Genomic DNA, 23,407 nt, shown 5'->3' with positions numbered 1-23,407 from the left:
TTTACAGATTAGCCCCGCGAGAAGGATTGATGCGGCATCCTTTTTTGTGCTGCCTTTCCCTTGTATAATTTCTCTCGCTTAATGCTGGCCAATTGCGCTAATATAAAGCTATAACCGCCTTGCACATAAAAGATATAGCGGAAAGCCTGGTTGCCTATTTTTCATGGCAACTCGCCCAAAAAAATTAATATATTATTCTGCTTTAAATTTATTTTTAAACGGACGAATTATTAATCGTGCTTCGCGATCAAAACGAATATAATTATAAACCCAATTTACGAATACAACCATACGATTTCGGAAACCAATAAGGAAAAACAAATGGACAAACATCCAAACATACCATGCAAAGACACCTTGAAACCTAATGTTTTTTAAATCGACTACAGCTTTATTTCTACCTACCGTTGCCATGGCTCCTTTATCCTTATACTCAAAGGGTTCCATGGGTTTATTGTTAATAAGCTTAAGTATGTTTACTCCCAATTGCTGACCTTGTTGAATGGCTGGTTGAGCCATCATAGGTAATCCTCCTGGAAACTCTTCGGTTGCCATACAAGCAATATCTCCAATGGCAAAAATATGCTCGAAGCCTTTTATTTGGTTAAAATGATTTACTAAAAGGCGGTTACCACGAGTGACAAAATCTTTAGCATCTAGCCCTTTTATAGTTGCGCCTTGCACACCTGCTGCCCAAACTACGGTGGCTGTTTCGAAGGTTAAATCGGTATTTGTAGTTACCGTTTTTCCGTCGTAGTTAGTTACTCGTAAATTTTTCCAAACGTGAACACCTAGTTTTTCTAAAAAATCTTCGGCTTTGGCCGATGCATTTTCACTCATCCCTTTTAAAATACAATCCCCAGATTGGATAATATTAATCTGTGCTAATCGCGTATCTAAATCGGGATAATCCTTCGGTAGAATACCTTTTTTAATCTCGGCTAAAGCTCCTGCCAGCTCTACACCTGTTGGTCCGCCTCCTACTATTACAAAATTCATAAGCGCTATACGCTCATCCAAGTCGGTTGTTAAAAGTGCTTCTTCGAAATTTTCGAGTATTAAACTCCTTAAGTTTAGCGATTGTGGTATGGTTTTCATGGCCATACTGTGCTTTTCGATTTCAGAATTTCCAAAATAATTGGTTTTAGAGCCTGAAGCGACTACTAAATAATCGAATTTTAAATCACCAATATTGGTTTTTATTGTGTTGCAAGTGGTATCTATTTGATTTACTTCTGCTAGTCTGAAATGAAAGTTAGGAAAATCTTTTAATACTTTTCGAATTGGGTATGCAATAGAGTCTGGCTCAAGCCCACCGGTAGATACCTGATACAGCAATGGTTGAAAGGTGTGGTAATTATGCTTATCCAAGAGCACTACTTGTACTTCTTGTTTAGATAATTTTCTTGCTAAGGCAATTCCTGCAAAACCGCCACCAATTATAATAATTCGTGGGTAACTTGTTTTAGGTATGTTCATAAATAATAACTTGCAAAGCAAAGGTAGTAAAACAATGGTAAATTCCTTTAATCCCTGTTACTTCTAATTTATTGAAAACCAAATGAAAAGTTACAAAGCTTTTTTTTTCGATTTAAGCCTTTGTTAATTCATTATTACATTTCGATTTTGTAAATTCGTAACCTAAAAATTAACAAATGAGTAAATACGATATTATTGTTCTTGGAAGTGGTCCTGGTGGTTATGTAACAGCTATTAGAGCATCACAATTAGGTTTTAAAACTGCTATTGTTGAAAAAGAAAATCTTGGTGGGGTTTGTTTAAACTGGGGTTGTATTCCAACCAAAGCCTTATTAAAATCTGCTCAAGTTTTTGAATATCTAAAACATGCTGAAGATTACGGTTTAAAAGTAACAGATGCAGAACACGATTTTGATGCTGTTGTAAAACGTAGCCGTGGTGTTGCAGATGGTATGAGTAAAGGTGTTCAGTTTTTACTTAAAAAAAATAAAGTAGACGTTATCGATGGTTTCGGAAAGTTAAAACCTGGTAAAAAGATTGATGTTGATGGTACTGAATATAGTGCCGATAATATCATTATTGCTACAGGAGCTCGCTCTCGTGAGTTACCAAACTTACCCCAAGATGGTGAAAAAGTAATAGGATACAGACAAGCTATGACTTTAAAGAAACAACCTAAAAAAATGATTGTGGTTGGTTCTGGAGCTATTGGTGTTGAGTTCGCATACTTTTACAACTCTATGGGAACCGATGTAACTATTGTAGAATATTTACCTAAGATTGTTCCTGTTGAAGATGAAGACGTATCTAAGTTAGTTGAGCGTTCTTTCAAAAAAGCAGGTATAAAAATAATGACTTCTGCTGAAGTTACAAGTGTGGATACATCTGGTGAAGGTGTAAAAGCTACGGTTAAAACAAGTAAAGGTGAAGAAGTTCTTGAAGCCGATATTATTTTAAGTGCCGTTGGTATTAAAACAAACATTGAAAACATTGGTTTAGAAGATGTTGGAATTGTTGTTGATAGAGATAAAGTAATCGTTAACGATTTTTACCAAACTAATATCCCTGGGTATTTTGCTATTGGAGATATCACTCCTGGCCCTGCTTTAGCACACGTTGCTTCTGCTGAAGGTATACTATGTGTAGAAAAATTAGCTGGACAACATGTTGAAGCTTTAGATTACGGAAACATTCCTGGTTGTACTTACTGTACTCCTGAAATTGCATCTGTTGGTATCACTGAAAAGCAAGCTAAAGAACAAGGCTTAGATGTAAAGATTGGTAAATTCCCTTTCTCTGCGTCTGGAAAAGCGAGTGCTGGTGGAAACAAAGAAGGTTTTGTAAAAGTAATTTTTGATGCTAAGTACGGCGAATGGTTAGGATGCCATATGGTTGGTGCTGGTGTTACCGATATGATTGCAGAAGCTGTTTTAGGTAGAAAACTAGAAACTACTGGTCATGAAGTTTTAAAAACCATTCACCCACACCCAACAATGAGTGAAGCTGTTATGGAAGCTGTTGCAGCTGCTTATGATGAAGTAATACATATCTAATTACTATTAGATATTATAAATATAAAAAGTGCGATTCAATTTATTTTGAATCGCACTTTTTTTTAGAATTTATATTTCCCACTTAATTTAAATATAGAATTTGTAGTTGGTAGATTTGATTTAAAAGGAGAATCATCGGTTAAATTATAATTTAGCCTCGCTTCCATTAAAAAGGATTCAGTAAAATCGTATTGAACGCCTAAAGTTCCTGATGTAGCTACATCTTCAATAATACCATTTTTTAATAATAAACGTGTCGTTGGCCCAAACATGACGCTAAATTTTTCAGTAAAACTGTATTTTGCTAGTAACGGGAAATCTTTAACCCTATAGTTTGTACTAAAACCTCCAAAGTTGGTTTCAATATTTTCTGGTCGTATAATCCAATTATCATTTAATCTGTATTCTGAAAAGTAATTTGAAAACGGTAAAACAGTATTGGTGATGTTAACCTCGTCAGTTATAACAAATGCATCTTGTGTTTCAGAAGAATTCTCCTGAGCATTTAGAACAAAAAATGTTGGAGAGATTAAATATAAAATAAGTAAATTTTGCTTCATACATAAACCTTTATAAATTTAATACTACACAAACCTACCGTTAATCTTTGTTAATGTTTCACAAAGCTCTTATAATTAAAACTTAAAAGTATTTACAAAAAGCTTTGTATAGCCAGACCATAACTTGCCATTCCAAAACCTAATATTACACCTTTAGCATTTGGAGAAATGTAAGATTGATGACGAAAAGCTTCCCGGCCAAATGTATTAGATATATGTACTTCTACAACAGGAGTTTCAATGCCTTTTATAGCATCGCCTATACCAATAGATGTATGCGTGTAAGCCCCTGCATTTAAAATAATACCATCTAAATCAAAACCAACTTCATGTAATTTGTCTATAATTTCACCTTCAATATTAGATTGAAAATACTCTAAACTTACCTCAGAATACTTTTCTTTTAAATCGCCAAAAAAAGCTTCAAAAGTTAAACTACCATAAATTTCTGGTTCTCTTTTACCTAATAAATTTAAATTGGGCCCGTTGATGATAATTAGTTTTTTCATATTGTAAATATATTTAATTTTTACATAATCGTGATTATAAAATTAATCACAAAAGCAGTTTTTATTTCTAATCATTTTATAAATAATTTAGAATTAAAGCTTTCATTTAAATAATTCAATAGGAAAATTTATTTACTTTTATGCTAATGAAATGGAGTCAAGCGTTAAAAGATTATACTTTTTATTTAAAAATAGAGCGAGGATTATCACAAAATTCTATAAACAGCTATGTACTAGATGTTGAAAAATTGATTTCCTTTTTAGAACAAAATGAAATTAACGAAACAGCAATTTCAATTACCGACGAAACTATTAGGGAATTTATATACAATACATCAAAACACATTAACGAACGCTCTCAATCCCGTTTAATATCAGGTTTACGTAGTTTTTTTAGTTACCTAGTTTTTGAAGACTATCGTGCAGATAACCCGCTAGAACTTATAGAATCTCCAAAAATAGGTCGAAAACTTCCGGACACTTTATCGGAAGAAGAAATTGATAACTTAATAAAAGCTATAGATTTGAGTAAACCAGAAGGCGAACGCAATAGGGCGATGTTGGAAACGTTGTATGGTTGCGGGTTGCGTGTTAGTGAGCTAGTTAATTTAAAACTATCCGATCTGTTTTTTGAAGAAGGCTTTATAAAAGTTACAGGCAAAGGAGATAAACAACGCTTTGTTCCTATTATAGATGTTACCAAAAAATATATTAATATCTATAGAAAAGAGATTAGAAACCATATGAATATTCAGGCTGGTTTTGAAGATACTTTATTTTTAAATCGTCGAGGAAAACAATTAACTAGAGCCATGATTTTTACCATTATAAAACAATTAGCTATAAAAATAAATTTAAATAAAAGTATTTCTCCACATACGTTTAGACATTCTTTTGCGACACATTTACTTCAAAATAATGCAGATTTAAGATCTATACAGCTTATGCTTGGGCATGAAAGTATAACAACAACAGAAATCTACGTACACTTGGACAGAAACCACTTAACTAAAGTCGTAGAGCAATTTCATCCAAGAAAATAGTACTTTTATCCAAGAAATTGCGTTTTTCTTGTAAGAAACGAACCTAAAACAAGACTTAAAATGTGACCAATTTATATTTAACGCGTCAAAATAAGACCTACTTAAGTTTAAATTACATTTTTAACCCAAACAAAACCTAAATGATTAAGCGTATATTCTCCCCTATTCGTAGTCTATTTGAAAATAGAACTAATTCCACGAACACCAATAGTGAAAAATGGCAATTCGCTGTAGAAAACTCTAAAATTGGCGTCTGGGATTGGGATGCTAAAATGAATCAAGTTTTCTATTCCGCAGAATCTAAAAATATCATTGGATACAACGACCACGAAATTGAAAATAATGCCGAAGAATGGAATAAACGTGTACATCCTGAAGACCGCGCTAATTATAATAACGATTTTCAAAGACATTTATCTGGAGAACTGGAGGTTTATAAAAATGAACATCGTGTACTTTGTAAAGATGGCAGCTACAGATGGATTTCCGATAGTGGAAAAATTGTTAGTAAAGATAAAGCTGGAAAACCGCTTCGTATTATTGGTACTCATATTGACATTACACAGCGTAAGCAGAACGAAATGCTACTAAACGAAAACTTCAACATTATTACTAGCCAAAATAAAAGGTTATACAATTTCACACATATTGTTTCGCATAATTTAAGAACACATATTGGTAACTTTAAAAATGTGTTAGAATTTCACGAGGCATCAAACACTCAGGAAGAAAAAGATGAAATGTTTAATTACTTAAAAACAATTTCGTCTGCTTTAACAACTACTATTACAAATTTGAATGATGTTATTAGTGTAAACTCTGAGTACAACGATATTAATAATAACATAAGTATAAATGCTGTAGTTAGAGAAACACTAGGTAATCTATCTATAGATATTGCTAAAAAAAGAGCTATTATTAATACAGATATACCTTCTAATCTATATCTAAAAGGTAACTCGGCCTATTTAGAAAGTATATTCCATAATTTAATTTCTAACGCTGTAAAATATGTTAATCCTAATAATACACCTGTAGTAAATATTAAAGGGATTCAAACTGAGGAAGGTTTTGAAATTTCCATTTCGGATAATGGTATTGGTATTGATTTAAAAAAATACAAAGAGCAAATTTTTGGAATGTACAATACGTTTCATGAAAGTAATAGAGAAGATTCTGAAGGTGTAGGTTTATATCTTACTAAAATACAAGTTGAAGATTTAGGAGGTAAAATTACTATTGATAGCGAACTGAATGAAGGAACCACATTTAAACTGTTTTTTCCAAAAGAAAAAGCTTTCCTTCTTAATAAAAAAAAGGAAAGCTTTAGTAAATCTTCTATTTTAATAAAGTAATTATTTTGCGATATTAACAGCTCGTGTTTCTCTAATAACAGTAACTTTTACTTGTCCAGGGTACGTCATATCCGTTTGAATTTTTTGAGAAATATTAAACGATAAATCGGCTGCCGTTTGATCGTTAACTTTTTCACTTTCAACAATAACACGTAGCTCTCTACCTGCTTGTATAGCGTATGCCTTTTTTACACCACTAAAACCGAAAGCAATTTCTTCTAAATCTTTTAAACGTTGAATGTAACTATCTAATACTTGTCTACGAGCTCCTGGTCTTGCACCAGAAATAGCATCACAAACTTGTATAATTGGCGCTAATAACGATTTCATTTCTATTTCATCGTGGTGAGCTCCAATGGCATTTATTACATCATCTTTCTCTCCATATTTTTCAGCCCATTGCATTCCTAATATAGCATGCGGAGTTTCCATATCGGTTTCAGCATCTGGCACTTTTCCTATATCATGTAATAATCCGGCACGTTTTGCAAGTTTAGGATTTAAACCTAATTCTGCTGCCATTACACCACAAAGCTTAGCCACCTCACGCGAGTGTTGTAGTAAGTTTTGCCCGTAAGACGAGCGATACTTCATTCTACCAACCATTTTGATAAGTTCTGGATGTAGATTATGAATACCTAAATCGATAACCGTACGCTTACCAACTTCAATAATTTCTTGTTCAATTTGTTTTTGAGTTTTCTTAACAATCTCTTCAATACGTGCTGGGTGAATTCTACCGTCTGTCACTAACTTATGCAGTGATAACCTTGCTATTTCACGACGTACAGAATCAAAACAAGATAAGATAATAGCTTCTGGTGTATCATCAACAATAATCTCTACACCTGTAGCCGCTTCAATGGCTCGTATATTTCTACCTTCACGACCAATAATTCGGCCCTTAACATCATCCGATTCTATATTAAAAACAGATACACAGTTATCAACCGCTTCCTCTGTTCCAATACGTTGTATGGTGTTTATTATAATTTTCTTAGCGTCTTGTTCTGCTGTAAGTTTAGCTTCTTCTAAAGAACTTTGAATAAATGCCATCGCATCATTTTTAGCTTCACCTTTTAAAGACTCTACTAATTGCTCTTTAGCTTCTTCTGCCGAAAGACTGGAGATAACTTCTAATTGTTGTACTTGACTTCTATGTAATCGCTCTACCTCTTCTTGCTTACTTTCTAGTACATCAAGACGGTGGTTGTAATCCTTTATTTTACTTTCTAAACTATCGTTAGATTTTTTACTTTTAGAAAGCTCATTAGATATTTGAGATTCTTTATCTCTAGTGCGCTTTTCAGCCTCACTCATTTTTTTATCACGACTTAAAATAACTTTTTCGTGTTCTGCCTTTAGCTCTAAGAATTTTTCTTTAGCCTGTAGCATTTTATCTTTTTTAATACTTTCACCTTCTAAATTAGCTTGTTTAAGTATTGATGCTGCATTCTTTTTAGCGTTTTTTATAAGTTTAGACGCATTATTTTTTTCTAACGTTTTTGCTATAATAAAGCCTATTGCAAGCCCTAAAATAACACCACCTACTGCAAATATAATTGAGTTATCCATCGTTTAAATTAGTTGATTATAATATATAAAAAAGCCTACACCAGCATAAAGTTTTGTATAAACTCCTTAAAAACAAGTTTAGGGCTAACAAGCTGATCAAGGATCTGTCTAATACCAAATAAATTAGTATTGCAGCCTGCTTTTACAACTTAAACTCACCCTTTTTAAAGAATTAACGTTGAGTTTATCAAAAAAAATAACCAATGTAGGCAGTAACTTTTTAGTTTATTTTAAAGAACGAATTAAGAGTCTAAATAAGAATCTAACAAACCATTAAGCGCAACAAGCTTTTCTTCAACATGCTCGTTAATATTTGTTTTATCTATAGACTTCTGCTCTACTTGAGACGCAAATTGTAAGGCACACATGGCCAAAACATCTTGCTTATCTCGAACAGAATAACTTTGCTCAAATTGTTTAATCATTACCTCAATGTTCTTTGCCGCCTTACGCAAACCTTCTTCTTGACTTGGGTCAATAGTTAAAGGATATACGCGATTAGCAATAGATAGCTTTATTTTAAGCTTTTCAGACATTGAATTTAATTAGCATTATTCAGAGAGTTGCCCGATACAATGGTCAATTTCTCTAATTAAGGCATTTATTTTAAGCTTAGTTTCTCTTTTATTATCGTCACCACCAAGCATTGAATTTGCAATTTTAAGAGCTTCATATTTTTCTTCCCAATTGGTGTTTAGCCTTTTTTGGTTCAAAATTTCTTGCTTTGAAACTTCTAATTCTTCATTTAATTTCAAATTAGTTTGCTTTAAAAGCTCTATTTTACGTAATACTTTGCTAATTTTGTTTTCTAACGAATCTACAATATCCTCAATATTACTCATTTACCAATTTCAATACTTATCTTACAAAGTTAACCAAGTTCGCCATAAATTACAATAGTTTTTCAATAAATTTTTAAATACTATATTTCAATACAACGGCTTAGTTTTTGCTTTATTCTTTGTGTTTTCATCTCAAATTAATATTTTAGCAGTTACAACTATTCTATGAAATTTTTTCTTTCCTTTCTTCTGTTATGTTCATTTTTTTTGGACGCCCAAAACAATTATCCACAAGATTATTTTGCTAATCCGTTAGAGGGTACGTTAGTTCTTGCTGGCACTTTTGCAGAACTGCGTTCTAACCATTTCCATTCTGGACTCGATATAAAAACAAAACAGCGTATTGGCTTAAAAGTAAATGCGTCTGCAAGCGGTTTTGTAAGTCGTATTAAAATTGCGCATTATGGTTATGGAAAGGCTTTATATATTACACATCCTAATGGGTACACAACAGTATATGCGCATCTTTCAAAATTTTCTCCAGAAATTGAAGCTTACATTAAAAAGAAACAATATGAGGAAGAAAGCTATGAGATTGAGCTATTCCCGACGCCAGAGGAATTATTAGTATCTCAAGGCAACCTTGTAGCTTACAGCGGCAATACGGGGAGTTCTGGAGGTCCGCATCTTCATTTTGAAATTAGAAATAAAGAAGAACACCCTATAAACCCAATGCTTTTTGGTATTGACATTCTAGATACAAAAGCTCCTGTTGTTCAATCGCTTTACGTATATCCTTTAGATAATAATTCCTTTGTAAACAAGAAAAATACTAAACAAAAAGTAAGACTTGTACCTTTGAAAAACGGCGATTTTGTAACCGAAAAAATCGATGCTATTGGTAATATTGGTTTTGGAATTAAAACCATCGATAGGCAAGATTTGGCAGGGAACTCTAATGGCGTTTACAACATTCAAACCGTTATTAACGGTTTACGAAATTTTGAAATTGATTTTAAAGAGTTTTCATTCGACGAAACAAAACACATAAATGCGTTAATAGACTACGAGCATTTTAAAACTAAAAAAGAACGTATTCAACGTTTGTACAAACAAGATGACCTTCTAAGCTTATATAAATCGGTGTCTAACAACGGAGTTTTAAGTATAAAGGATAGTACCAATTCGGTTTATAAAATTCAAGTGTCCGATTATAAAAACAATGCCACCTGGATAACCGTTAATATAAAAGGTACAAAAAACACAATAGCCGAAGCTAAAGACAAAAAAATAACTCCTTATTTTATAAAAGCAGACCAAGTAACCAACTTGAAACAAGGAAAAATTGCTGTCGATTTTTATAAAAACACCTTTTACAACGATTTTTATTTAGATTTTGAAGTAAAAAATGACACCTTATTATTACATGATGATACCGTGCCAACTCAAAAAAGTTTTAATATCTCGTTTGATGTTAGCCAATATAACGATACTGACAAGAATAAACTTTTTATTGCACGCTTACTTGGCTATAAAGATTACCCTGCTTATACTACAACAAAAAGAAAAGGAGACCTATTATCAACAAGTACCAAATATTTAGGTAAATATGCTTTAGCAATGGATACTATTGCCCCTACCATAAAAGCCAATAACTTCAAAAATAAGCAGTGGTTAAGTAACTTTAGATATTTAAAAGTTAAAATTAGCGACGACCTCTCTGGAATTTCAAATTATCGCGCCACCATAAATGGTAAATTTATTTTAATGGAGTACGAATACAAAACAAATACTTTAACTTACGATTTTAATGATGGTGATTTTAAAGACACTAATAATAATTTAAAAGTTATTGTTACTGATAATGTTGGAAATAATTCTACTTTTGAAGCGTTATTTTACAGGAAATAGCGCTAACTAACTCATCAATACATTTGAAAACAAAACTTCTACTTTTCGGTTTATTTTTTTTCAGTCTTTACATAGGTTTCGCGCAAACAGCAACTATAAAAGGTGTTATTTTAGATGAAAACAATTTACCCGTAGAACAGGTTAACATAAAATCTGGAACACAAGGAGCCATTAGCAATTCCAACGGATTTTACAGCTTAACGATAAATGTAAACGAAGACGTTTTAGTTGAATTCACTCACCTATCCTTTAAAAAAATATCGAGTACATTCAACCTGAAAAATGGTGAAATCTACGAATTTAACCCTGTAATGAGTACATCTCTAGAGCAAATAGCCGCTGTTGTAGTTACTAGCAATCGTAGAAAAGATATAGAAGGTATTATTACGCTAAAACCAGAAACTATTAGAAAAATACCTGGTGCTAATGCCGGTGTAGAGAATTTATTAATGACCTTACCAGGCGTTAGTAATAATAATGAATTAAGTACGCAATACTCTGTACGTGGTGGAAATTACGATGAGAATTTGGTTTATGTAAATGATATTGAAGTGTATCGTCCGTTTTTAATTCGTTCAGGCCAGCAAGAAGGTTTAAGTTTTGTTAACTCCAATTTGGTACAAAATGTAGATTTTTCAGCAGGCGGATTTCAGGCTAAATACGGCGATAAATTATCTTCAGTTTTAGATATTACTTACAAAACACCTTACCAATTTGAAGTTAATGCCGATTTAAGTTTACTAGGCGGAAGCCTTTCAATAGAAAACATAAGTAAAGATTCTAAATTTACTAGCATTGTAGGATTACGTTATCGAGACAATAGCTTATTGGTAGACGCTAAAGAAACCGAAACCAATGTAAAACCAACCTTTGCAGATGCCCAAGCATTTTTTACTTATAAATTTACAGATAAGTTTCAATTAAGCTTTTTAGGAAACGTATCTATCAATAAATACAATTTTGAACCGCAAACCCGACAAACAAATTTTGGAACACTCGCAGACCCTATTGCGCTTTTAGTATTTTATGACGGGCAAGAAAAAGATGAATACCAAACTTATTTTGGAGCTTTTAAAGGAACTTATTTTGCAAATGATGATTTAACGCTAAAGCTAATAGCCTCAACTTACCATACTACAGAAGAAGAGTATTTTGATATTTTAGCCCAATATAGGTTAGGTGAAGTTAATAGTGATATTGGTGACGAAAATTTAGGCGAAGTAGAATTTAGCGAAGGGGTAGGAAGTCAATTAAATCATGGACGAAACGACCTCGATGCGTTAATTACAAATATAGAGCACAAAGGTGATTTAACAATAGATGATAATCGTATAGAATGGTCTGTTAAATACACTCACGAAGATATTAGAGACCGTTTAGTAGAATGGGAAACCATAGATTCTGCTGGCTTTTCTATTAGGCCACCAAAAACAGCAATAAACGAGCAGCCTTATACGTCGTTTAGTGGCCCATTAGAACCTTATCAAAATATTAGAGCTACAAATAGCACACAAATTAATCGTCTGCAAGCCTATGCGCAGTGGAGCAAACGCTCTACTTTAGGCAATAGCGATGTTTGGTACAATGCCGGAGGACGTATACATAGTTGGTCGGTTTCAGGTGATGGCATTTCAGGTAGCAATCAAATAGTGTTTAGCCCTCGTGCACAATTCACTATAAAACCCAATTGGGAGAAAGACATGCTATTTAGAATGTCTACTGGCTTATATTACCAGCCTCCTTTTTACCGTGAATTGCGTGATGCTTCTGGAACGATTCAGCCAGATGTTAAAGCACAAAAATCGCTTCATATTGTTTTAGGAAACGATTACAGCTTTAAAATGTGGGATCGCCCATTTAAGTTAACTACTGAGGTTTACTATAAAGGTATTACGGATGTTAACCCATATACTTTAGAAAATGTACGTATTCGCTATGCCGCCAACAACAATGCTAAAGCCTATGCATACGGTTTGGATATGCGCTTAAACGGTGAGTTTGTTCCTGGAACAGAATCTTGGTTTAGTTTTGGCTTTTTAAAAAATGAAGAAAATATAGATAATCGCGGTTACATTGCCCGACCAACAGATCAGCGTTTAAAGTTTGCTGCCTTGTTTCAAGATTATGTGCCTAATGTTCCAAACATGAAAATGTATTTAAACCTGGTTTACAATACAGGTTTACCTGGTGGATCGCCGAGTTACGCCGATGCCTACAATTACCAAAACAGATTGCCAGATTATAAACGTGCCGATTTAGGTTTACAATTTGTGGTTGTCGATGATAAAAAACAATTTGATAGTGGTTGGAGAAAGCCTTTTAAAGCCTTGTCTTTTGGCTTTGAAATCTACAACATGTTTGATGCTCAAAACTCGATAACAAATACTTGGGTGCGCGATGTATATAGCAAACGCCAATACGCAATTCCTAACTATTTAACACCGCGAGTTTTTAATGTGAAAACTAGTATGAGGTTTTAGTGCTCGAAAAATTATTTAATACTAAGGTTTTCTGAAAAAACAACCAATGCATCTGTCATACTTCCCGTTAATCTCTCTGTATAAACTTCTATATAATCTCCATTTGAAAGGTTTACATCCGCATTGATAGATACGTTTTGAATTTGGCTATCACTATCAATGTATACAATAGAATTCGATTCGGTTACCAAAACACCATTTTTAGCTATTACAAAGGCATAAAAATTCGTAGCTGCACCTGTAACCCTAACAGATAGCGATGCATTTATTTGAAACTCCCTCGCCTTTAGACCTTGATAACGCAACCTATTACCTCCTCCTTCACTTGAAAAGCGAAATAAACTATTTGCCGCAAAAGGAGGAGTAGCTTCAGAACCTTGAACTTCAATTGGGTCTCCATTTAATATACTTTGAGAAAACCCTGTAGTTAAGCTTCCTGTATAGTAAAAGTTACCGGTTGCTACACCATCGGTCTCCTTAGGTATACCCGGACAATCTACATCCCAGTCATTAGTGAAATTATATCCGCTATATATTATTGCAGGAGCTACATAACCAGATACTCTTGTCCCATTTCCAGATATGTTTAAACCGGTTAAAGATGCCGATATACCTATAGCAGGGTTTGCACTAACATCAATTCCTGTTTCTCCAGAATCTGCAACAACTCTTCCATTTGCAATTTGGAAATTATCAAAAGCACCGGACAAATCTAAAAACGTACCTGAATTACTTTCCGTCCAAAAAACCTTATCCATAAAGAAAGTATTTATATTGGAAAGAACTAAACCATTATTACTATTCACAACTTGTAAAACCTCAAAAAATACTGTACCCAATTCACTCAAAGTACCTACCGCAGAAGCAGAGGTAATTACTATAGAATAAGCAATGATCGAATCTGTACCGCCAGGGCCTGACCCTGTGATATCAAAAATTGGTGAACTCCCTCCATTAATAAGTAAATCTTTCATTCTACCTGAGCTACCAATAAACAAAGCTCCTCCACTAGCATTAACTAATATGTCTTCTCCTGTATCTTGTCCTCTTATGTAAGCTCCATTCAAATCTATAGGGAAACCAAGGGTAATTGTACCATTAATTTCATACATAAAATTTTCATCCAACTCATAAACACTTCCGCCACCCGCAGCAAGCTCATCAGCCAAATCTGCAGCAGATTTCACCAATTTATAATTATCTCTTGTTTCTGCTCCTTCTAGTTCAACCCATGATAGACTATCAAAATAGTAAAAAGCGCTTTCATCCGTATCATAAACAGTTAACCCTTCCGCTGGAGATGCAATAGCATTTCTTTGTACGGTTGTCATTCTAGGTGTTAAAATTCCTTGTGTAGTCGATTCTATATCTAAAATTGAAGATGGTTCAGGATTTGTAGTTCCTATACCAACTTGACTATATGATTGTACTTGAAAAAGAGCAAAAAACAGTAAACCAATAAAATTTTTATAGTTCTTCATGTTATAATAGGCTTTAAGTTATTCTAAATATACTAAATAAAGCACAAATTTAAACAAAAAACATAGAATAAAAACTACATAACAACATTTAATCTATAATTAAATGTATTTCATCGTATTTTTAAAAAAAACATCCTCTAATTATAAGTAAATTCTTTCAATACAGAAATTACATAATCTATCTCGTCTTTAGTATTGAAAATACTAAACGAGAATCTTAAAGATGGTCTATTTAAATCCTGGTCTGACAAAATTTCTGATAATACATGCGATTTTTTATTACTTCCACTTTGGCAAGCACTACCTCTCGAACACGCAATACCCTTTAAGTCTAATTGAAATAAAAGCATTGCAGATTTACTAGCAGCAATAGGTAAACAAACATTAACCAAAGTGTAAGTGCTTTGTTCTAAATTTGCAGACTCACCATTAAATACAACACCTGGTAAAACTTCCTTAATTTTATCTATAAAATAAGTTTTAAGCTCTTGAACATATTCATTTTCTTCCTCAACCTTATCGTACGATATCTTTAAAGCAGTCTCTAAACCTGCAATATTGTGTACACTCTCGGTTCCTGCACGCAGCCCACGCTCTTGCTCACCTCCAAAAATCAAAGGCTTTATAAAACCTACATTTTTTCTAATAAAAGCAAAACCAACTCCTTTTGGTCCATGAAATTTATGGCCAGCAACAGCTATAAAATCGACTGGAATATCCTGTAAATCTAAATTATAATGACCTACAGATTGCACGGCATCACTATGGAAAAGTGCATTGTTAGCCTTACACAAGGTAGCAACATACTTTATATCTGTAATGTTCCCAATTTCATTATTAATATGCATTAAGCTTACTAATGTTTTTGTCTCAGTTTGTAATAAAGATTCTAGGTGATTAAAATCTAAATTCCCCTTACTATCCAAATCAACAAAACTTACATCAATATCATATTTTTCCTGTAAAGCTTCAACCGTATGCAAAACGGCATGGTGTTCAATTCTAGACGTTATAATATGCCCAACACCTAAATCTCTTACGGCACTATTCAAAATTAAATTATCGGCTTCCGTTCCTCCGGATGTAAAAATAATTTCACCTGCTGAAACATTTAAACAGTTAGCAATAGACTTTCTAGATTTTTCGATTAAAGATTTTGAAGACCTCCCGAAACTGTGCGAAGATGATGCATTTCCGTAGTTTTCCTTTAAAACATTCGCCATAACATCAATAACCTCAGGTCTCAATTGCGTTGTTGCGGCATTATCAAAATATACTGGTTTCATATCCTTTTATTGAACAACAAAAATACTTCAAATAAAATTATTTCTAATATCGTTCGTTATTAGTTTGAATGAATTCTGAGTAATTTAAAAATTGCATGTATTAATTATTTTTTGATTTCTATTTAAGTCGGTTAAAAAAATGATAAAAACGAATTTAATCTGTAATTTTGAAGTTTATTTGTTATCAATATCAATTCCACTATTTTTGTGGCAAAATAGATTTTTATGCGTAAGTTAATTTATATTTTTATTGCTGTTTGTTTAATGTCAATACAAGGGTGTGATGATGGTGATATTATTACCGTAGAACTTGATTTTGAAGATGAGTTTAGCGCATGCGAAGGTGTATCTGATCTTGTTTTTTATAAAACAAAAGACGATCCTTCAGAATCTTTATCTGTACTAATTTCAAACTATACCTTAGACGAAATTCTTGCCACAGGAACCGACGGAACCTTTAGCGTTGAAAAAAGTGCGACGTTCTATTACAGAACTTACAGTGATGAAAGCTTACCTTCTACTCTATTTTGTAACGATATTCCTGAAGAAGTTACTATTAGCTCTAGCGAAAGTGACGACTGTACTGCTGAAATTATTACTGTGCTAACTAAGGATGATGAAGATGGTATTTTGGCCATTTTAGAAGACATAAATGGAAATGGAGATTTAACGGATGATGATACAGATGGTGATGGCTTAGCGGACTATATTGATTGGGATGATGATGGCGATAATATTTTAACTGAAGATGAAAACCCTGATCCAAATGGTGATGGTGATTTAGAAGATGCTCAAGATACCGATGGTGATGGTATTCCTGATTATTTAGATGCTGACGATGATGGCGATGGTGTATTAACAAGAGATGAAGAAAACGACTCTCAAGATCAGCGACCAAATAACGATATAACAAATAGTGATGTTGGAGCCGATTATTTAAATCCAGCCGTGGCTACAACCGTTTCTGCAACAGCATATAGAGAGCATACTATTTACGAAACCTATGTAGTTACTGTAACTTTACAAGATATTAGTCTAAGCTTTTTATCTCAAGATAGTTTCGATTTTGGAGTGCTGAGTGATAGTAGTTTAACATCTTCGGAAAGTATAACTCCAGATTTTGAATAACTTTAATTTGCACTTACATTCTGGTAAATATAGACTTCAGTGGCACCTAAACCATATTTTTGGTAATTGGCGTCATAAAATTTAACGTTATTATAACGACCAAACAAGTACTCTAATTCCATTTTAAGGACGCCTTCGCCTACGCCATGGATAAATACAATTTTTTGTATTCGCTTAGATATAGCCCAATCTAATTTATATCGTGCCGTATCCAGTTGTTTTGTTAGCATGTCGTGATTACTCATGCCTTTAGACGATTTCACTAATTGGTTTATATGTAAATCGACCTCCATAGTAGGTTCAAACCGCTCTTTAGGTTTAACTCTAACCGATTTTCTTCGGCCAGGCTTTTCCTTTTCATCTATAACAGAATTTATACTTTCATAAGAAAAAACACCTGTTGAGAAATCGCTTTTAGACGAGTCGTTAACCAGTTCCGCTGCTTCAAAATCTAACAAAAACCCATCGGTTGTTTCAATAGATATTGTATTTCCAGAAATAGCTTTAATATGGCCAGATAAGTTTTCATCTAAAACTTGAACAAAATCGTTTACTTTAAATTTCATATCGATTAATTCTCTATTGAGTCATTATTTTCGGCTTCTTCGTCTTTTCTGCTTGGTACTAATCTAGAAATTCTATATACGCCCATCATCAAAAAAACAATACCAACCATTAATAAATATTGGTTTTGCTCGGCATCTACTTTTGCATACATAGCAATAACTGCCCCAATTAAAATTAATATATAATTTAAATACTTCATACCGCAAATTTAAACAAATACTAATCAAAATATTCCAGATTATAGCTTGTTAAATTATACAAAAAAAATAAACCTCTTAAAATCAATAATTTGAAATTTAGTGGTTTATTAAAAAAAAAACAATATATATAAAGTTTTAGTATATTTGCATGACTCCATACTATACCTATTATTATGATAAAATTTATCTTAAATCACTATAAAGAACTTTTTACTTCGCCGAACACTTCTTTTTTGAAGGAAAAAACAACAATTAAAAAATTTGGATTAAGTTTAATAGTTGCAGTAATATCTTGCAAATTCGCAGCAGCTCAGTTATCTGTAAGAAACAGTGCTTATGTATTTATAAATGATGAAATTGTTTTTGTTGAAGATGATATTAACCTAGAAGAACCAGCAAGTACCATCTATTTAAGAACAGACGCTCAAGTTATTCAAGGTACGGGAACTACAGGAAACTCAGGAGAAGGAGAGTTAAGTGTTTATCAAGACGGAAATGTGGGAGCTTACGAATATAACTTTTGGTGTTCGCCTACAGGAAGTAGAGTTGATAATAATCTTAATAACCCATTTGGTATTACATTACTTAATGATATTGATGATTTAACAAATTCTATACCAGCGGAAACAACTCACCAAGCTGGCTATAATGGTGATGCTACAGGGCTTAAAATAGAGCCTTACTGGATTTGGAAATTTATTGAAGGTATTGATTATGCAGATTGGATATATGTTGGAGATGCTACAACTATAGAAGCTGGAGAAGGCTTCACGATGAAAGGTACTGCAGGAACCAGTGCTAATAACCCAGGTGAGAACCAAAAGTATGATTTTAGAGGTAAACCAAATACAGGAACAATTGCTGTACCTGTAGACGCAGGAAAACAATCTTTGGTTGGTAACCCATACCCATCGGCTATGGATGCCCATGCTTACATTTATGATGCTAACAATATAGCTACTATTGATGGGACCCTATTTTATTACGACCAAGATCCCGATGTAAATTCTCATAATTTAGCAGCTTATGAAGCAGGATACACAACTTATACGATAAACTCAGCTGCCGATATGGAAACTATTGTTCAAGCTACGTTTTACACCTATAATACGGACGGTACGATAAACAGCACTACGGGTGATGTTGGAACAAAAATACCTGCACGTTACGTGCCTATTGGACAAGGTTTTATGGTAATGGGTATTGCTAGTGGCACTGTTAATGCCCAAAATAGTCATCGTGTTTATGAGAAAGAAAATGGAACAACTAGTACCTTTTTTAAATCTGCAAACTCCAAAACAGCGCCAACTGAAGCTAAATCTATATTTACAACGGTACCAACCAGATATAAACGCTTTAGATTAAATATTAACTTTAACAACACATACACGAGACAAATAGTAGAAACTTTTAGCCCCAGTGCTACCGAAGGTTTCGATCGAGGTCTAGAATCTAGACTACCCGCAGGTGATATTTTGGCATCTGATGCGGCATGGCTAGTGAACGATGTGCCTTATATCGCAGAAGCTCTGGCTTTTGATGAAACCATGAAGATACCACTAAACATAAAGGTGGCTAACAATATGCCAATACAAATTACTATTGCAGACGTGCAAAACTTCGATTCTAATTTACCGATTTTTATTCACGACAAAGCAACTAATATATATGTGAATTTAAAAACTCAGAATTTTAATTTAAACCTAGATACTGGTAATTATACAGAGCGATTTGAAGTTACATTCAAAGAAGATTCAACTTTAGATATCGAAGAACATAAGATTGATAGCCTCGATGCTATTCAAAATAACACAACCGATGTATTAAAGGTGTTAAACCCATCTAATTTAGATATCACATCTATTTTTGTTTACGATGTTGCCGGCAAACAAGTTTTAGTGCAAAAACCTAGCACAACATCTACAGCCTACACGCTTTCTACAACACAACTTAGCACAGGTGTTTACGTTGTAAAAGCTACGCTAAATAACAATACAACATTCAGTAAAAAAATTATTATAAATTAACCATTGCAATTCTGGTTAAAAAAGCCAACTAACAAAAAAGCTGTAAAGCATTTTTTTGTTAGTTGGCTTTTCTTATTTTAGCATAACAAGAATTTACAACACATGCAATCTCTAGAAAAATATATGCTCCCATGCCTCAATAAAAAACTATTTGGCGTGGAATGTATGGGCTGCGGTATACAACGCTCTATTTCATTAATTTTTCAAGGTGACTTTATTGCTGCTTTTAAAATGTATCCTGCAATTTACCCTTTAATATTTCTTTTTATTTTCATAGGAAGTAATATGGTTTTTAAATTTAAACATTCAAACATTGTTACTACAGCCTTAGCTATACTAACAGCAGTTACTATTGTAACAAGCTATCTAATTAAAATAATCAATTAAAATTAACACATGGAACAAGAAAAACTCAACCCAACGCTAGTATATGTATTAGCAATTATCGGACTATTATGCTGCTGTATTGGTGGTTTTGGCTTTATTTTAGCAGGTATTGCCTTTTTTATTGCAAATAGTAAAATAAACGCAGCAAAAGCAAACCCAGAAAATTATGATGCTGCAAGTGTAAAAGGTATGAATACTGCAAAAACAGTGGCATTGGTTATACTTGTAATAAATATTCTTTATTTAATTTATACCATTTATCAAATATCAACTATTGGTTGGGATGAAATGATGTTACGTTCTCAAGAAATGATGGAACAATACGAAAACTAAGAATTAATATCTATTCATAAAAAAAGCGACCAATTGGTCGCTTTTTTTTATATCATTTTCAACTAAAACAATTACTTTTCAAATTGAGAAAGTGTTTTTGTTATAATAGAAACACAGTCTAATAATTGTTCCTTCGTCATTACTAATGGCGGTGCAAAACGGATAATATTACCATGCGTTGGTTTTGCTAACAAACCGTTATCGCGCAAAGCAATACAAATATTCCAAGCGGTATCACTTTCTTCTGTATCATTAATTAAAATAGCATTTAGAAGGCCTTTACCTCTTACACCATTTACTATAGAACTTGTTTCCACAAATTTTGATAATTCAGATCTAAATAATTCACCTAACTCAAAAGCATTATTAGCTAATTCTTCATCTTTAATAACATCCAAAGCAGCGATACCAACGGCCGCTGCAATTGGATTCCCTCCAAAAGTACTACCGTGATTTCCTGGCTTTATAACATTCATAATGTTGTTATTGGCTAAAACCGCAGATACAGGATATGCTCCTCCAGACAAGGCTTTTCCTAATATTAAAATATCAGCTTTTACTTCAGGAGTTCCAGAACAATGTTTATCTGCACAACTACAGTTTCCACAAGTTGCAAGTAAACGCCCGGTTCTTGCAATACCTGTTTGTACTTCATCGGCAATGAATAAAACATTGTGTTTTTCACAAAGTGCTTTTGCTGACGCTAAATAACCTTCGCTTGGTACATAAACACCTGCTTCACCTTGGATTGGTTCTACAAGAAAACCAGCAATATTTTTATTACTCACCAAAACATCTTCTAATGCTTTTAGGTTATCGTACTCAATTTTAATGAAACCGTTAGTGTAAGGTCCAAAATTCTTTCTAGCTACAGGATCATTACTGAAAGAAATAATAGTTGTAGTCCGACCGTGAAAATTATTTTCACAAACTACTATTTCTGCCTCATTTTCATCAATTCCTTTTACTTCGTAAGCCCATTTTCTGCATAGTTTTAAAGCTGTTTCTACAGCTTCTGCACCAGTATTCATTGGTAATAACTTATCGTAATTAAAGGTTTCTGTTGCATATTTCTCAAACTTACCAAGCATATCATTATAAAATGCTCTAGAGGTTAAGGTTAAGGTTTGCGCTTGTGCCGTCATGGCTCCAACAATTTTTGGATGACAATGCCCCTGATTTACTGCAGAGTAAGCCGACAAGAAATCGTAATACTTCTTACCTTCTACATCCCAAACATACACACCTTCTCCTCTACTCAATACTACTGGTAGTGGATGGTAATTGTGTGCACCATACTTGTTTTCTAATTCTATCGCTTGTTGCGAAGTTAATTGGTCTAAAACAGCCATTTTAAAAAAATTTAAATGTTTATATCCAAAAAAAATGGATATTATAAAATAACCATTCCTTCTCTACCTTTATCCTTTCGAGGTTTCGAAAATTCAGCGTGGGAGAGAAATCATCCCTAGAAGCCTCAAATTTATAAAAATTTAAGATAAAATGTGTCTTTTTAATCTTTTATGTGTCGTAAGAGTAACTATTAATTAATCACACACATAATATTATGAACTATTTATCAAATGTATTAGATCAATTCACACAATCTATCGGAGGAAATCTATCAAGTGCTTTAGGTGCTTTAATCATCCTAATAATAGGTTGGTTTGTTGCTGGTTTGCTTAAACGCCTTATTTACAAATTACTTCAAAAATCGGGGATTGACAACAAAATAAAAAACTCAAAAATCAGTATTTCTAAATTTATCAGTAAACTAGTTTACTTTTTAGTTATGATTTTTGTTTTCACCTTGGCCTTAGAACAATTGGGTATGCGAGGTGTTTTAGATCCTTTAAAAAATATGCTGGACGAATTCACTGGGTTTATTCCAAATATTATTGGAGCTGGCTTAGTTTGCTATATTGGTTACATGCTAGCAACTATAGTTTCAGAATTGGTAGAACTTTCTGGCGATTCCATTAAAAAACTAACACCAAAATTAAAGTTACCAGAAAATATTGATATCGTTAATGTGATCAAAAAAATTGTTTTCATCTTTATTTTTCTTCCTTTATTAATTTCAGCATTTAATATTTTAAATATGGATGCTATTTCTGAACCTGCTACAGCTATGCTAAAGGATTTCTTTAGTGCTATTCCAAAAGTAATTTTAGCTGCAATTATTATTATCTTATTTGTAGTTGGTGGTCGTTTTTTAAGTGAACTTATTAAAGACTTACTAAACAGCATGAACTTAAACAACTTCTTTAATAAAGCAGGTTTAGGCGCAGTTACAGGTAATACTAACTTGGTTAAAATTATTGGAAACTTAGTGTATTACTTCATTATTCTATTCGGTCTTACAACAGCTGTAGATAAGTTAGAATTTGGATATTTATCTGATATATTATATACGATTACAAACTATTCTGGAAAAATAATTTTTGGACTTGTAATTTTAGCAATTGGAAACTGGATTGCTTCTGTTGCTGCTGATAACTTTTCTAAAAATGACGATAATACCTTCGTAGCTTCTATTATTAGAATTGCCATAATAGCTATTTTCTTAGCCATCGGATTAAGAACGATGGGCCTTGCAGATGAAATAATTAATTTGGCCTTTGGTATATCTCTAGGTACAGTTGCACTTACCATTATATTATCTTTCGGTCTTGGTGGACGTGATGCCGCAGGAAAACAAATGGATAAAATTCTTAACAAATTCAACAAAAAATAAGACACACTATATCT

The 23,407-nt window shown here is 33.1% G+C and carries 21 protein-coding genes and 1 other RNA gene; 10 read left to right on the top strand and 12 right to left on the bottom strand.

The features are described from left to right. Window positions 1-192 precede the first annotated feature (192 nt). Window positions 193-1,479 (bottom strand): NAD(P)/FAD-dependent oxidoreductase, encoded by a 1,287-nt coding sequence (locus ACJJV4_RS19020; protein WP_405296980.1) that lies wholly within the window; start codon window positions 1,477-1,479, stop codon window positions 193-195. A gap of 176 nt (window positions 1,480-1,655) precedes the next feature. Between ACJJV4_RS19020 and lpdA the strand changes: the two genes are divergently transcribed. Further along, window positions 1,656-3,032, top strand: coding sequence for a dihydrolipoyl dehydrogenase (gene lpdA / locus ACJJV4_RS19015; protein WP_405296979.1), 1,377 nt, complete (start codon window positions 1,656-1,658; stop codon window positions 3,030-3,032). A 62-nt stretch (window positions 3,033-3,094) separates the two neighbouring features. On the opposite strand, the gene ACJJV4_RS19010 is transcribed toward lpdA, so the two are convergent. Together ACJJV4_RS19010 and aroQ are read right to left on the bottom strand one after the other, a co-directional pair. Then, window positions 3,095-3,592 carry a hypothetical protein gene (locus tag ACJJV4_RS19010; RefSeq protein WP_405296978.1) on the bottom strand — a complete coding sequence of 166 codons (498 nt, stop codon included), beginning with the start codon at window positions 3,590-3,592 and terminating at the stop codon, window positions 3,095-3,097. Window positions 3,593-3,684: 92 nt separating this feature from the next. Then, window positions 3,685-4,101, bottom strand: a complete 417-nt coding sequence (gene aroQ, locus ACJJV4_RS19005; RefSeq protein WP_405296977.1) for a type II 3-dehydroquinate dehydratase — start codon at window positions 4,099-4,101, stop codon at window positions 3,685-3,687. A 146-nt stretch (window positions 4,102-4,247) separates the two neighbouring features. Here aroQ and xerD point away from each other — a divergent pair, with 146 nt between their 5' ends. Together xerD and ACJJV4_RS18995 are read left to right on the top strand one after the other, a co-directional pair. Continuing rightward, the gene (gene xerD, locus ACJJV4_RS19000; RefSeq protein WP_405296976.1) at window positions 4,248-5,144 is read left to right on the top strand and encodes a site-specific tyrosine recombinase XerD; all 897 of its coding nucleotides are present in this window, start codon (window positions 4,248-4,250) and stop codon (window positions 5,142-5,144) included. A 140-nt stretch (window positions 5,145-5,284) separates the two neighbouring features. Beyond that, window positions 5,285-6,499, top strand: coding sequence for a PAS domain-containing protein (locus ACJJV4_RS18995; protein ID WP_405296975.1), 1,215 nt, complete (start codon window positions 5,285-5,287; stop codon window positions 6,497-6,499). Here ACJJV4_RS18995 and rny read toward each other — a convergent pair whose 3' ends face one another. The 4 genes from rny to ACJJV4_RS18975 all read right to left on the bottom strand — a co-directional run bounded on the left by rny (window position 6,500) and on the right by ACJJV4_RS18975 (window position 8,916). After that, window positions 6,500-8,074 (bottom strand): ribonuclease Y, encoded by a 1,575-nt coding sequence (gene rny, locus ACJJV4_RS18990; protein WP_405296974.1) that lies wholly within the window; start codon window positions 8,072-8,074, stop codon window positions 6,500-6,502. Between the two features lie 59 nt (window positions 8,075-8,133). Next, window positions 8,134-8,258: non-coding RNA, 6S RNA (gene ssrS / locus ACJJV4_RS18985), on the bottom strand. 58 nt (window positions 8,259-8,316) lie between these two features. After that, window positions 8,317-8,610, bottom strand: coding sequence for a cell division protein ZapA (locus ACJJV4_RS18980; RefSeq protein ID WP_405296973.1), 294 nt, complete (start codon window positions 8,608-8,610; stop codon window positions 8,317-8,319). A 15-nt stretch (window positions 8,611-8,625) separates the two neighbouring features. After that, window positions 8,626-8,916 (bottom strand): hypothetical protein, encoded by a 291-nt coding sequence (locus ACJJV4_RS18975; protein WP_405296972.1) that lies wholly within the window; start codon window positions 8,914-8,916, stop codon window positions 8,626-8,628. A 165-nt stretch (window positions 8,917-9,081) separates the two neighbouring features. On the opposite strand from ACJJV4_RS18975, the gene ACJJV4_RS18970 reads away from it, so the two are divergent. Continuing rightward, window positions 9,082-10,767 (top strand): M23 family metallopeptidase, encoded by a 1,686-nt coding sequence (locus ACJJV4_RS18970; protein ID WP_405296971.1) that lies wholly within the window; start codon window positions 9,082-9,084, stop codon window positions 10,765-10,767. A 23-nt stretch (window positions 10,768-10,790) separates the two neighbouring features. Next, on the top strand, window positions 10,791-13,247 hold the full coding sequence (locus tag ACJJV4_RS18965) for a carboxypeptidase-like regulatory domain-containing protein (protein ID WP_405296970.1): 2,457 nt from the start codon (window positions 10,791-10,793) through the stop codon (window positions 13,245-13,247). Window positions 13,248-13,258: 11 nt separating this feature from the next. Here ACJJV4_RS18965 and ACJJV4_RS18960 read toward each other — a convergent pair whose 3' ends face one another. Continuing rightward, a complete protein-coding gene (locus ACJJV4_RS18960; protein ID WP_405296969.1) occupies window positions 13,259-14,728 on the bottom strand; it encodes a cell wall anchor protein in 1,470 nt (489 codons plus the stop codon). 137 nt (window positions 14,729-14,865) lie between these two features. Continuing rightward, the gene (locus ACJJV4_RS18955) at window positions 14,866-16,014 is read right to left on the bottom strand and encodes a cysteine desulfurase family protein (protein ID WP_405296968.1); all 1,149 of its coding nucleotides are present in this window, start codon (window positions 16,012-16,014) and stop codon (window positions 14,866-14,868) included. A gap of 225 nt (window positions 16,015-16,239) precedes the next feature. On the opposite strand from ACJJV4_RS18955, the gene ACJJV4_RS18950 reads away from it, so the two are divergent. Next, window positions 16,240-17,142: a hypothetical protein gene (locus tag ACJJV4_RS18950; RefSeq protein ID WP_405296967.1), complete on the top strand. Its 903-nt coding sequence runs from the start codon at window positions 16,240-16,242 to the stop codon at window positions 17,140-17,142. A gap of 2 nt (window positions 17,143-17,144) precedes the next feature. Here the strand turns inward: ACJJV4_RS18950 and ACJJV4_RS18945 are convergent, their stop codons facing one another. Together ACJJV4_RS18945 and ACJJV4_RS18940 are read right to left on the bottom strand one after the other, a co-directional pair. Beyond that, window positions 17,145-17,708 carry a Smr/MutS family protein gene (locus tag ACJJV4_RS18945; RefSeq protein WP_405296966.1) on the bottom strand — a complete coding sequence of 188 codons (564 nt, stop codon included), beginning with the start codon at window positions 17,706-17,708 and terminating at the stop codon, window positions 17,145-17,147. Between the two features lie 5 nt (window positions 17,709-17,713). Beyond that, window positions 17,714-17,908 (bottom strand): hypothetical protein, encoded by a 195-nt coding sequence (locus ACJJV4_RS18940; protein ID WP_405296965.1) that lies wholly within the window; start codon window positions 17,906-17,908, stop codon window positions 17,714-17,716. A gap of 174 nt (window positions 17,909-18,082) precedes the next feature. On the opposite strand from ACJJV4_RS18940, the gene ACJJV4_RS18935 reads away from it, so the two are divergent. The 3 genes from ACJJV4_RS18935 to ACJJV4_RS18925 all read left to right on the top strand — a co-directional run bounded on the left by ACJJV4_RS18935 (window position 18,083) and on the right by ACJJV4_RS18925 (window position 20,656). Further along, window positions 18,083-19,936, top strand: coding sequence for a T9SS sorting signal type C domain-containing protein (locus ACJJV4_RS18935; protein ID WP_405296964.1), 1,854 nt, complete (start codon window positions 18,083-18,085; stop codon window positions 19,934-19,936). A 102-nt stretch (window positions 19,937-20,038) separates the two neighbouring features. Then, complete coding sequence (locus tag ACJJV4_RS18930) at window positions 20,039-20,323, top strand: DUF2752 domain-containing protein (RefSeq protein ID WP_405296963.1); 285 nt, start codon at window positions 20,039-20,041, stop codon at window positions 20,321-20,323. Between the two features lie 9 nt (window positions 20,324-20,332). Next, window positions 20,333-20,656, top strand: a complete 324-nt coding sequence (locus tag ACJJV4_RS18925; RefSeq protein WP_405296962.1) for a CCC motif membrane protein — start codon at window positions 20,333-20,335, stop codon at window positions 20,654-20,656. Between the two features lie 71 nt (window positions 20,657-20,727). On the opposite strand, the gene rocD is transcribed toward ACJJV4_RS18925, so the two are convergent. Beyond that, a complete protein-coding gene (gene rocD, locus ACJJV4_RS18920) occupies window positions 20,728-22,008 on the bottom strand; it encodes an ornithine--oxo-acid transaminase (RefSeq protein ID WP_405296961.1) in 1,281 nt (426 codons plus the stop codon). A 215-nt stretch (window positions 22,009-22,223) separates the two neighbouring features. On the opposite strand from rocD, the gene ACJJV4_RS18915 reads away from it, so the two are divergent. Continuing rightward, the gene (locus tag ACJJV4_RS18915) at window positions 22,224-23,393 is read left to right on the top strand and encodes a mechanosensitive ion channel (RefSeq protein ID WP_405296960.1); all 1,170 of its coding nucleotides are present in this window, start codon (window positions 22,224-22,226) and stop codon (window positions 23,391-23,393) included. The last annotated feature ends 14 nt before the right edge of the window (window positions 23,394-23,407 follow it).

The sequence above is a fragment of the Algibacter sp. Ld11 genome (assembly GCF_045066735.1).
Classification (GTDB): domain Bacteria; phylum Bacteroidota; class Bacteroidia; order Flavobacteriales; family Flavobacteriaceae; genus Algibacter.
The sequence above is the reverse complement of the archived record's forward strand: the minus strand, read 5'-3'. Positions and strand labels throughout refer to the sequence as shown.

Bases quoted from the DNA above. Each gene is read 5' to 3' on its own strand.
- ACJJV4_RS18950 (WP_405296967.1), top strand. From the start codon at position 16,240: ATGCGTAAGTTAATTTATATTTTTATTGCTGTTTGTTTAATGTCAATA.
- ACJJV4_RS18925 (WP_405296962.1), top strand. From the start codon at position 20,333: ATGGAACAAGAAAAACTCAACCCAACGCTAGTATATGTATTAGCAATT.
- ACJJV4_RS18915 (WP_405296960.1), top strand. From the start codon at position 22,224: ATGAACTATTTATCAAATGTATTAGATCAATTCACACAATCTATCGGA.
- ACJJV4_RS18955 (WP_405296968.1), bottom strand. From the start codon at position 16,014: ATGAAACCAGTATATTTTGATAATGCCGCAACAACGCAATTGAGACCT.
- xerD (WP_405296976.1), top strand. From the start codon at position 4,248: ATGAAATGGAGTCAAGCGTTAAAAGATTATACTTTTTATTTAAAAATA.
- ACJJV4_RS19020 (WP_405296980.1), bottom strand. From the start codon at position 1,479: ATGAACATACCTAAAACAAGTTACCCACGAATTATTATAATTGGTGGC.
- ACJJV4_RS19010 (WP_405296978.1), bottom strand. From the start codon at position 3,592: ATGAAGCAAAATTTACTTATTTTATATTTAATCTCTCCAACATTTTTT.
- rocD (WP_405296961.1), bottom strand. From the start codon at position 22,008: ATGGCTGTTTTAGACCAATTAACTTCGCAACAAGCGATAGAATTAGAA.
- ACJJV4_RS18960 (WP_405296969.1), bottom strand. From the start codon at position 14,728: ATGAAGAACTATAAAAATTTTATTGGTTTACTGTTTTTTGCTCTTTTT.
- aroQ (WP_405296977.1), bottom strand. From the start codon at position 4,101: ATGAAAAAACTAATTATCATCAACGGGCCCAATTTAAATTTATTAGGT.
- ACJJV4_RS18995 (WP_405296975.1), top strand. From the start codon at position 5,285: ATGATTAAGCGTATATTCTCCCCTATTCGTAGTCTATTTGAAAATAGA.
- ACJJV4_RS18940 (WP_405296965.1), bottom strand. From the start codon at position 17,908: ATGAAGTATTTAAATTATATATTAATTTTAATTGGGGCAGTTATTGCT.
- ACJJV4_RS18935 (WP_405296964.1), top strand. From the start codon at position 18,083: ATGATAAAATTTATCTTAAATCACTATAAAGAACTTTTTACTTCGCCG.
- ACJJV4_RS18945 (WP_405296966.1), bottom strand. From the start codon at position 17,708: ATGAAATTTAAAGTAAACGATTTTGTTCAAGTTTTAGATGAAAACTTA.
- ACJJV4_RS18970 (WP_405296971.1), top strand. From the start codon at position 9,082: ATGAAATTTTTTCTTTCCTTTCTTCTGTTATGTTCATTTTTTTTGGAC.
- ACJJV4_RS18975 (WP_405296972.1), bottom strand. From the start codon at position 8,916: ATGAGTAATATTGAGGATATTGTAGATTCGTTAGAAAACAAAATTAGC.
- ACJJV4_RS18930 (WP_405296963.1), top strand. From the start codon at position 20,039: ATGCAATCTCTAGAAAAATATATGCTCCCATGCCTCAATAAAAAACTA.
- rny (WP_405296974.1), bottom strand. From the start codon at position 8,074: ATGGATAACTCAATTATATTTGCAGTAGGTGGTGTTATTTTAGGGCTT.
- lpdA (WP_405296979.1), top strand. From the start codon at position 1,656: ATGAGTAAATACGATATTATTGTTCTTGGAAGTGGTCCTGGTGGTTAT.
- ACJJV4_RS18980 (WP_405296973.1), bottom strand. From the start codon at position 8,610: ATGTCTGAAAAGCTTAAAATAAAGCTATCTATTGCTAATCGCGTATAT.